The organism is Vibrio comitans (assembly GCA_024346835.1).
Lineage (GTDB): Bacteria > Pseudomonadota > Gammaproteobacteria > Enterobacterales > Vibrionaceae > Vibrio > Vibrio comitans.
The window spans coordinates 2,898,111-2,908,605 of record AP024866.1; the positions used below are offsets into that span (position 1 = coordinate 2,898,111).

Here is a 10,495-nt window from a genome sequence, read left to right on the forward strand (position 1 = left end):
CTAAAATTTGTAACCACGATGCAGTGCGACGATGCCGCCTGTCAGGTTGTAGTAGTTTGTCTGCTCAAAGCCAGCCTGTTGCATCATGCCTTCAAGGGTCTCTTGATCTGGGTGCATGCGAATAGACTCCGCTAGGTAACGATAGCTCTCTGAATCGTTAGCAATGATGTCACCCATCTTAGGCAGAATGTGGAATGAATAGGTATCGTAGATCTTAGACAGTGGATCCAGAATTGGCTTAGAGAACTCAAGCACTAACAGGCGACCACCTGGCTTCAATACGCGATACATTGAGCGCAGAGCCTTATCTTTGTCGGTGACGTTACGCAGGCAAAAACTGATGGTAATACAGTCGAAGTAATCATCAGGAAACGGTAGTTCTTCTGCGTTTGCTTGTACATAGTGAACATTGCCGACAACGCCAACATCTCTTAGCTTGTCACGACCCACGTTCAACATTGAGTTATTGATATCCGCTAAAATTACGTGACCGATATCGCCCACGATGCGCGAAAACTTAGCCGTTAGGTCGCCAGTACCGCCACCTAGATCCAATATACGTTGCCCAGGACGAGCACCACTACAGTCAATGGTAAAGCGCTTCCACAAGCGATGAACACCACCAGACATTAAGTCGTTCATCAGGTCATATTTGCTTGCTACCGAATGAAATACCTCTGCTACTTTAGTTACCTTTTCATCCTTGGCAACAGTCTTGAAACCAAAGTGAGTAGTGTCTTGCGAGGCTTGATCTTGGGGTTCTTTAACGCTCATATCCATGTTCTATCTCTGAAGTCGTATTCCAAACGAGGGCTAGTGAAAGTGTATTCACAACGAAAGCCGCCCGACTACGCTAGCAAACAGCATTGCAAACGAATGGCCAAGTTTACTGCATACATCAGCACTTGTCTTTGCTGAAGTATCGCGCAACCGCATAAGGTTTGCATAAGTGTGAATAGATGCACCAAGGCGAGTGGGGATACGCGACCAAACCAAGCAAATTGTATATTGGCGCGCACCCTTAAAGGCTATAGACTGAGCCCTCTTTTGTCTTTCCTTTATTTAACACTTTGAGTCATTCATGAACGAACGCAAAGCGCTTATATTAGGACTCAGTGCAGTCCTTCTGTGGTCTACTGTTGCCACCGCATTCAAGATCACCCTCGCTGAGTTTACGCCAATCCAGATGCTCACCTGTGCCAGCATAGTCTCTGCGATTGCTCTCTTGCTTGTTTGTATCTATCAAAAAAAGACTCAAAGTATCGCCGGTACCTTTGTCGCCAATCCACTTTACTACTTGATGTTAGGTCTGATTAACCCTCTCGCCTACTATCTGATTCTATTTAAGGCTTACGACCTTTTACCCGCCTCACAGGCACAACCGATCAATTACAGTTGGGCTATTACCCTAACCTTAATGGCTGCGGTATTTTTGGGACAAAAGATTCGAACTCAAGACTGGATAGCTTGTGCATTAGGCTATTTAGGTGTTGTGGTCATTGCAACGCAAGGAGATGTGCTAGGTTTGCAATTTGAGAGCCCGCTAGGTGTTAGCTTAGCTTTGTTATCTACCCTGCTTTGGGCAGGTTACTGGATCTTGAATGCTAAGAATAAAGCCGATCCGGTTGTTGCAGTATTGCTTGGATTCATAGTGGCGATCCCACTGGCCGTAGCACTCTCTATTTGGGAGGGAGCCACTTGGGATATCAGCACTAAAGGTTGGCTAGCGGTGACTTACGTAGGTCTGTTTGAGATGGGAATCACCTTTGTGCTGTGGCTCGGTGCACTAAAAGCAACTCAAAATACCGCGAGGATCAGCAACCTCATCTTTATTTCTCCTTTCATTTCATTGATCTTGCTATCGCAAATCTTAGGAGAAGAGATCCATATCTCAACCTTACTCGGTTTAGTATTGATCGTTGCTGGACTCGCCATCCAGCAACTTAAACGTAAAAGTGCCTAGGGTGTTATTTTCGCGCTAGTTTATGGTGGGCACGAGAAAAGTGCCCAGCACAGAAAGCGCCAACAATAGAAAGCTCACCCGCAAGACAAAGCGCCGCCGCAACCTCGGCAAGAGCCTGTGATTTTCCGTTGCCATGCAGCCCCATGAGATCTAAACAAGCCTTTTGGCTCGGTAATCCAGTACCACCACCGACCGTTCCCACCATTAGGTTGGGCAAGGTAACACTGGCATATAAATCACCATTTCTGTCTACTTCTAATCGCGTCATGCCGACCGCAGACTCAGCCACACAGGCGGCATCTTGGCCACACGCAATATAAAGCGCAGCCAAAGCATTGGCATAATGGGCATTGATACCGATAGTGCCACTTAACGCGCCACCAACCGTTGTTATCTGCGCAAACTGCATCATCTTCTCTGGCGTGGTATGAAGGTACTTCTCAACCAACGCAGCTGGAATATGCGCTTCTGCTGTTACCTTTTTTCCGCGAACACTACGTAATGTCTGTGCATTCGCTTTTTTATCCCCGGATAGGTTTCCATCAAGAAAGGCATGCTCTGGTTCAACCGGCGTATTTTCTATGATGTACTCAAGCACCGCATTAGTGGCAATCGTCACCATATTCTGACCCGAGGCATCGCCTGTAAGAAATTCAAACACGAGGTAAACATGGTTACCTTCAATGCTGACACTAATGTCTGTTAACTTGCCATGAGAGGTGGTTTGTTCAGCAATTGATTTAAAGGTGGCATATTGAGTCACTACCCAAGCGACAAACTGCCCTGCCTCACTAATGTCAAAGAAGGCAAACGCAGGTGTTCTGGTCACGCCCTCATTTAGAAGCATAGCCGTAGCACCACCAGCAGCAGTGAGTAATTGAGAGCCACGGTTATAAGACGCCACTAATGCCGCTTCTGTAGTGGCTAGAGGAACCAGAAAATCGTCACGAGCGAATAAACCATTGATTCGCAATGGTCCAGCCATACCCACTGGCATTTTTAGCGTGCCAATGAAATGCTCTATATTCTTTGAGTACTCCATCATGTGCTGCAGAGTATGCTCATCTAAAAGGTGTTGCTGAGAATCGGCATTATCGAGAGAAGCCCAACGTCGCTGGACATTTTTTTCAGTCAGATATGGGCTCTTAGTTAGCTTTCTTTTGGGCTTATCAAAGTGAGGTTGCAAAGCCTCATTACGAAGTGATGCGTCAAGTTCAGAGCCGATTGAAGAGGTGTAATCACTGCGATGTAGATTTAATTTAGGCATATTTCTCACTTTGGGGGTTATCACAATTGCTAAATAGATCCCTGAGCCGATTCCTTCCTTAGCGCAATCTTATTTTAGTCGTACAAATAGCATTTCCGTGCAGAATACGAACATTCCCCTCCAATTACAACGCAAACCAGATTCAATAACTCGCCAGTGGCAATGATTTGACTCATTGAGTGAGTAAATGTAACTAGGCATTTCTAACCTCATATACAGTGTTTCCGTTTAAGATTTAAGCGAATTCGCGCAAAAATCATACAAATATATAAATCTTGCAGCAGATCAAACTTTCGCCATTGGTTCGTGAAATATGCGTGAGATCGAACAGGTTTTACCGGAATGATGTTTGTTTTGCAGGTAAAGAAGTCGTAACTTACTCGCTAAAGAAAGCGCTTTCACGAGCAATGCTTCTTTTAAATACCCTACGAAACAAACACAAAATAATTAATCGGTTCTTAAACCTACGCTTCAAAAAAGAAAGCGCTTTCACACTTTCTTCATCGAAGTGTAACAACGAGGAATAGAAGATATGTTAAAGAAAACTGCAGTGGCATCACTTGTAGTCGGACTGTTAACTACAGGAGCGACCTTCGCTAATACAGAAATCAAACAAGGTGGTGAGATTACTGTACCTGCGATCGGCACTGGTTTTGTTGAAAACTTTAACCCTTATACCCAAAAAGATATCGTTGCTGGAACAATGTTCGAGCCACTATTCATTCATAACGGCAAAACTGGTGAAATTGAGCCTCGTATCGCTGAGTCTATCACCCAATCTGAAGACCTAATGACCATCACTATCAAGGTTCGCCCGAACCTAAAGTGGTCTGATGGCAAACCTCTTACTGCTGAAGACGTTGCATACAGCTACGCACTAACTAAAGACAACAAAGCTTTTGACGTTAAAGGTATGTGGAGTGGTTACACTGACAGCATTACCGCTACTGATGACACAACTGTTGTTATCAATATGGCAAAAGCAGACTCTACTTTCATCTGGGGTCTTAAAGACTACTACATCGTTCCTAAGCACGTATGGAGCAAAGTAGAAAATCTAACTACCTTCACTAACCCTAACCCTGTTGGTAACGGTCCTATGACTGAGGTTGCTCTTATGACTCCTCAGCAAGTTAAGCTTTGTCGTAACCCTCATTACTGGCAGGCAGAACAAGGTCGTCCATACCTAGATTGTATCACTGCGCGTTCTTACAACGATAACTCGCAAATCCAAGCAGCACTTATGAAAGGCGAAATCGACTGGGCATCTAACTTTGTTGCTGACATCGATAAAACCTTCGTTGAGCGCGATCCAGAGAACAACCACTACTGGTACCCAGCGAACGATGCTATCCAACTTTACTTGAACACTAAGAAAGCACCACTGGATGACATAAACGTTCGTCGCGCACTTTCTATGGCGCTTGACCGTGAAGATATTGTTGAATTCGCAGCTTACGGCTACCCAACAGCTAACCACTACATGGGCGGTTTAGGTCAGTACTTTGAAGCGTATGTTAACCAAGATATCGAGAAGAAATTCGCGCAATACTCTACTTACAACTTTGACGAAGCAAATCGTCTTCTTGACGAAGCTGGCCTAAAAGACACCAATGGTGACGGCATCCGTAACATGCCAAACGGCGAAAACGTTGAGTTTGACATTGAAGTAGTAAGTGGCTGGACTGACTGGGTTCAAACCGTGCAAATGGTTTCTGAGTACTTCGAAGAAGTTGGCGTTAAAGCAAACGTTAAGACTGTTGACTGGTCTGTATACGACAAGAACTTGAAAGAAGGTGGCTACGACATCTCTATCAACTGGTCTAACACTAACAACGCACACCCTATCCAAGCATACCAAGACTACTTCTCAGCGAGTGCTGTAGGTAAGAGCTGGCACGCAGGTCACGGTGTATTCTCACAAGAGATCTCTGACAAGATTGATGCATTTACTCAAACTACAGACGAGAAAGTTCAACGTGAAATCCTGAACGAGCTAGAAGAATTTGCAGCAGAACAAGTTGCGTTCATTCCTCTATTCTCTAACCCAACTTGGTTCCAATACCGCACAGAGAAAGTTGTAGGCTGGCCGGATGCTGAAAACCCATACATCCACCCTAACTACTACCAAGCGGACAAAAAAGTGAAAATCCTAGATCACCTTCACGCAAAATAATTAAAACCCACTGAGGACTACCTATCCGGTAGTCCTCCATTCCCAGGAAAGACCTATGAATTTTGTACTCCGTAGATTTAGCTTCTATTTGACGGCGTTCTTTGTCGCAATAACATTCAACTTCTTCTTGCCTCGCGTTATGCCTGGTAGTCCAGTTGATGCTTTATTTGCGGCTGCGGGCGGTAAAATGGACATGGCCCAGATGGATGCGGTAAAAGAAATGTACGGCTTCGTTGATGGTAGCCTATTCGAACAATACATCGCATACATCAAGAGTGTTTTCACTCTAGACCTTGGCCCATCGGTCTTGATGTTCCCGACCGAAGTAACCAAAGTGATCGGTATGTCCCTACCGTGGACTATGTTCCTAGCCCTAGGCTCACTGATTGTTGCTCTAATCATTGGCGTTAGCATCGGTACTTACGCTTCTTACCGCCGTGAAGGCCTATTCGGTCAAATCGTTCCACCAGTGTTAGCATTCATCAGTAACTTCCCATACGTTGTTACAGCACTACTACTTTTCTACATTTTTGCTCTACAGCTAGAAATGTTCCCTCTGGGTTACACCTATGACCCAATGATTACTCCAGGATTTACTTGGGAGTTCATAAGCAGCGTAGCAAAACACGCCGTACTCCCAATGGGTTCGATGATTCTTGTGGGCATCGCAACTTGGGTATTCAACATGCGTAACGCAATGATCAACGTACTAGGTGAAGACTACGTGACCATGGCTGAAGCAAAAGGCCTATCAAGCTTCCGTGTTATGTACCGTTACGCAGGACGCAACGCGATTCTTCCAGTAGCAACAGCGATTGCAATGGCGATTGGTTTCTCATTTGCTGGATCCATCCTTACAGAGGTTGTATTCAACTACCAAGGCCTTGGCAACATGCTACTTAAGGGCATCACCGCTCGTGATTACCCTCTAATTCAAGCAATCCTACTAATTTTGGTTACAGCAGTACTAGCAGCAAACTTCATTGCTGACCTACTGTACGTTTGGCTAGACCCTCGCATTGACGATTAAGGTTTGATAATGAAAAAGTTAACTGCACACATTGATACGTCCGAGTTCCCTACAGGTCGTGCGCGAGGTCTAGCAACGACACTGCGCAAGCTCAAAGGCACTCTACAAGACTTCTTTAACGGAAACCCACCAGCAATTATTGGTACTTTCCTAATTACTATCATCCTAGCTGGTGCGCTTTTCTCGCCAGTATTGGTAACACATGATCCAGAACGACGCGTAGCTCGCGCACACCAAGAGCCTAGCTCAGAGCACTTCTTTGGGACAACCCGTAGTGGTCGTGATGTGTACAGCCAAGTGCTACACGGTGGTAAGAAATCTCTAACTGTGGCTTTGTCTGCTGGCATTATCGCAATGACACTAGCAGTAGCGGTTGGCGTTACTTCTGGCTACATGGGTGGCAAAGTTGATGAGTGGATGAACTTCGTGACTAACGTGTTCTTGGTATTCCCTCAGCTACCGCTGTTGATAGTACTCGCCGCCTTCCTCGGACAGGTCAGCTCATTAGTCATAACCTTGTTGCTCGGACTCACATCCTGGCCATGGGGGGCACGTGTTATCCGTTCGCAAACCATGGCTTTAAGAAACAAAGAATACATCATCTCAGCAGAGGTAATGGGTGAGTCAAAGATTCGCATCATCCTTGTTGAGATTCTACCAAACCTAACGTCTATCGTTTTCGGTGGTTTCCTTGGTGCGGTTATCTATGCAATGGGCGCAGAAGCAGGTCTAGGTATCCTTGGTCTAGGTGATGCAACAGAAGTGAGCTGGGGCTCAATGTTGTACTGGGCACAGACTTCAGCCGCTCTTTACACTGGCGCTTGGTGGGAAATGATTGTTCCAGCTCTTGCTCTAGCGATCACTGGTGGTGCACTAGCTCTAATCAACATGTCGATTGACCAAGTAAGTAACCCGAAACTGAAAACTGGTGCTCATATGAAGCTATGGGCGAAAATGAAGAAAGACGCTGACAAACGTCGAGGCCTAGCATGAACCAACAACCTCTATTAGAAATTAACAACCTATGTGTTGATTACGTGTCACCAAACGGTGTGGCACGCGCAGTAAACAATGTCAGCCTAGAAATCAAACCAGGCGAAACCTTAGGCATCGCAGGTGAATCAGGTTGTGGTAAGAGTACGCTAGCATTTGCTATCGCTCGACTGCATAAAGCGCCGGCGCTGATCTCTGAAGGCGAGATTCTATACAAAGGCACTGACATTCTAAAGATGAATGACAAGGCGTTGCGTGAGTTCCGTTGGAATGAAACCTCGGTAGTATTCCAGAGTGCAATGAACTCACTTAACCCCGTAATTACCATTGGCGAACAGCTTACAGATGTAATTCTGGCGCACAAAAGAGTAACGCTAAAGGAAGCTCGTGAGAAAGCAGTTGAACTGCTGAAAATTGTCGGTATCCACGGCGATCGCCTATCAAGCTTTCCACACCAATTATCGGGTGGCATGCGTCAGCGTGTTGTTATCGCGATTGCACTAGCACTTGAGCCAAAGCTCATCATTATGGATGAACCAACTACAGCACTTGATGTGGTCGTAGAACGTGAAATTCTGAATGAACTTTACGATCTAAAAACTAAGTTTGGTTTCTCAATTCTATTTATCAGCCACGATTTGAGCTTGATGGGTGAGATTGCAGACCGTATTGGTGTGATGTACGCAGGTAACCTAATTGAAATTGGTGAAGCAGAAAAAGTATTCCGCGATCCAGTTCACCCGTACACCAAAGGCTTAGTTTCTTCATTCCCAAGCATTCACGGTCCAAAGACACGCCTACACGGTATCCCAGGTAACCCAGTTAACCTGCTTAAGATACCTCAAGGCTGTAACTTCCAAGACCGTTGTAATGACTGTTTTGCTGATTGCATGAAAACCGAGCCGCAACTTATTGAAGTGCTTCCACACCACCACGCTGCATGTAACTTGCTGTAATAGAGAAGAAAAGGGAAAACTATGCAAACTAATACCCCTGAAGTAATTCTTTCGATTAAGAACCTAATCAAAGACTTTCCTATCGGCAGCAGCAAGAAAAAAGACGCTTACATGCGTGCGGTAAATGATGTGTCATTTGACCTACGCAAAGGTGAAGCTCTGGCTATTGTTGGTGAATCTGGCTCAGGCAAGAGTACGGGTGCTCGTGTTCTGACTCGTATCTATGAAGCCACCGGTGGCAACATTGAGTTTAAGGGTCAGCCAATTGATGAGTACATCAAAGAAAATGGCAGCCTAGAGTACGCTCGTCAGGTACAAATGATCTTCCAAGACCCGTTTGGCTCTCTGAACCCAGTGCATTCTATCTACCACCACATTGCTCGCCCATTACAGATCCACGATCGTGTAGGCAAAGAAAACATTGATAGCTTGGTCTATCAACTGCTTGAGCTAGTAGGTCTATCTCCAGTTGTCGAAACGGCCGAGAAATTCCCACACGAATTAAGTGGTGGTCAGCGTCAGCGTGTTGCGATTGCGCGTGCCATCGCAGTTGACCCTGAGGTGATCCTAGCGGATGAGCCGATCTCAATGCTAGATGTGTCTGTTCGCTTAGGTATCTTGAACCTAATGTCGGACCTAAAAGACAAGCACGGCATCTCGTTTATGTACATCACTCACGATATTGCCACTGCTCGCTACTTTGCTGAGAAAACTGCGGTAATGTATGTAGGACACATGGTTGAATGGGGTAACAGTGACAAAGTGACACAAACTCCTCAGCACCCGTATACGCAGCTACTATTATCTGCGGTACCAGAGCCTGGCCGTGGTGGTCGACGTGAATTGGATGCGAAGAAGGGTGAAATCCCTCTTTGGAAGCCAAGTAGCATTGGATGCCCTTTTGCACCTCGTTGCCCTAAAGCGAGCGAGCAGTGTGAAAAATCATTCCCAGCAATTAGACAGCTGGCAGATGATCACTTTATCCGTTGCCACAACTACGAATAATTCAGACAGAAAATTTTCTATTCTGAGGTCGATAAGATTAGAACATGATTACGATAAAAGAAGTTGCCGAATATGCAAAAGTGTCTCAAGCCACGGTGTCCCGTGTCTTGAATAACCACAGCACAGTGAAAGAGGCGAACAAAGATAAAGTGTACAAAGCAATCAATGAGTTAGGATTTCAGCCGAACTCTATTGCAAAGGCTTTAGCTTCTAATCGTTCTAATAGTATTGGTGTTTTGGTGGGAGCCTTAGAGGGCTCCTTCTTTGGCAGCCTTATGAAAGAAGTAGAAAAAAAGACTCGCGATGCGAACCTGCATTTGGTTGCAACCTGCGGTCATATGGATAAAAAGGTTGAAGCTGAGTCTTTGCACTTTCTTGATTCTAGACGCGTCGATGGACTTATCGTTCATGCCGACAAACTGGAAGATGAAGATCTGATCAAGCTGACCAAGCAAGACCGTCCACTGGTTATAGTCAACAGGCACATTGAAGAGATATCAGAGCAGTGCTTTTATATCGACAATGAGCTGGGGGGCTACCTTGCGGCTAAGCACCTCATTGAACTAGGTCATCGCCACATCGGTATCATTACTGGTGATATGAATAAAATGGACTGTCGAGAGCGATTAATCGGGTATCACAGAGCCATTAAGGAAGCGAGTATCGAGCCCAATATGGACTATGTCTATCACGGTACTTATGAGACGGAAAGCGAGTTGAATAGGCAACGAGCACAACAGCTCCTTGATGAGCACCCTCAAGTTACCGCTGTACTCTGCCAAAATGACAACATCGCAATGGCCATCTATGACGAATGCGATCGAAGAAACCTTATTGTTGGCAAAGATATTTCCGTGATTGGTTTTGATAACAGTGCCTACTGTCGCTACATTCGACCGACGCTGACCACAGTAAACTATCCCATTAGAGAAATCGGCATCAATGCAACCAACATGCTGTTAAATCAGCTAAATGGCAGCAAGCTACCTGTTAAAAAACGCTTCAACCCCGAGCTGGTGAAGCGCAACTCAGTACACTCAATTATTTAATGAATAAAGGGTCTATATCTGAGGGTTATCCCTCAGATATAGCGATATAAAAACAA

General features: G+C 45.4%; 9 protein-coding genes. 7 read left to right on the forward strand and 2 right to left on the reverse strand.

The features are described from left to right. Entirely contained in the window at nucleotides 1-774 is a 774-nt protein-coding gene (gene ubiE / locus OCU46_RS13355) for a bifunctional demethylmenaquinone methyltransferase/2-methoxy-6-polyprenyl-1,4-benzoquinol methylase UbiE (protein ID WP_141271706.1), read from the reverse strand. A gap of 307 nt (nucleotides 775-1,081) precedes the next feature. Here ubiE and OCU46_RS13360 point away from each other — a divergent pair, with 307 nt between their 5' ends. Then, the gene (locus tag OCU46_RS13360) at nucleotides 1,082-1,963 is read left to right on the forward strand and encodes a DMT family transporter (protein ID WP_141271705.1); all 882 of its coding nucleotides are present in this window, start codon (nucleotides 1,082-1,084) and stop codon (nucleotides 1,961-1,963) included. A 4-nt stretch (nucleotides 1,964-1,967) separates the two neighbouring features. On the opposite strand, the gene OCU46_RS13365 is transcribed toward OCU46_RS13360, so the two are convergent. Further along, on the reverse strand, nucleotides 1,968-3,230 hold the full coding sequence (locus tag OCU46_RS13365; RefSeq protein WP_141271704.1) for a hydroxymethylglutaryl-CoA reductase: 1,263 nt from the start codon (nucleotides 3,228-3,230) through the stop codon (nucleotides 1,968-1,970). Between the two features lie 532 nt (nucleotides 3,231-3,762). Here OCU46_RS13365 and OCU46_RS13370 point away from each other — a divergent pair. From OCU46_RS13370 to OCU46_RS13395, 6 genes are read left to right on the forward strand one after another with little or no spacing between them, the layout of a single operon-like run. Further along, entirely contained in the window at nucleotides 3,763-5,406 is a 1,644-nt protein-coding gene (locus tag OCU46_RS13370; RefSeq protein ID WP_141271703.1) for an ABC transporter substrate-binding protein, read from the forward strand. Between the two features lie 55 nt (nucleotides 5,407-5,461). Continuing rightward, a complete protein-coding gene (locus OCU46_RS13375; RefSeq protein WP_141271702.1) occupies nucleotides 5,462-6,436 on the forward strand; it encodes an ABC transporter permease in 975 nt (324 codons plus the stop codon). Between the two features lie 9 nt (nucleotides 6,437-6,445). Beyond that, nucleotides 6,446-7,429: an ABC transporter permease gene (locus tag OCU46_RS13380; protein WP_141271701.1), complete on the forward strand. Its 984-nt coding sequence runs from the start codon at nucleotides 6,446-6,448 to the stop codon at nucleotides 7,427-7,429. Then, nucleotides 7,426-8,385 carry an ABC transporter ATP-binding protein gene (locus OCU46_RS13385; RefSeq protein WP_141271700.1) on the forward strand — a complete coding sequence of 320 codons (960 nt, stop codon included), beginning with the start codon at nucleotides 7,426-7,428 and terminating at the stop codon, nucleotides 8,383-8,385. Before OCU46_RS13380 ends, OCU46_RS13385 begins: the two co-directional genes overlap by 4 nt. Nucleotides 8,386-8,406: 21 nt before the next feature. Then, nucleotides 8,407-9,390 carry an ABC transporter ATP-binding protein gene (locus OCU46_RS13390; RefSeq protein WP_141271699.1) on the forward strand — a complete coding sequence of 328 codons (984 nt, stop codon included), beginning with the start codon at nucleotides 8,407-8,409 and terminating at the stop codon, nucleotides 9,388-9,390. A gap of 44 nt (nucleotides 9,391-9,434) precedes the next feature. After that, nucleotides 9,435-10,439 carry a LacI family DNA-binding transcriptional regulator gene (locus OCU46_RS13395; RefSeq protein WP_141271698.1) on the forward strand — a complete coding sequence of 335 codons (1,005 nt, stop codon included), beginning with the start codon at nucleotides 9,435-9,437 and terminating at the stop codon, nucleotides 10,437-10,439. Nucleotides 10,440-10,495: the final 56 nt, after the last annotated feature.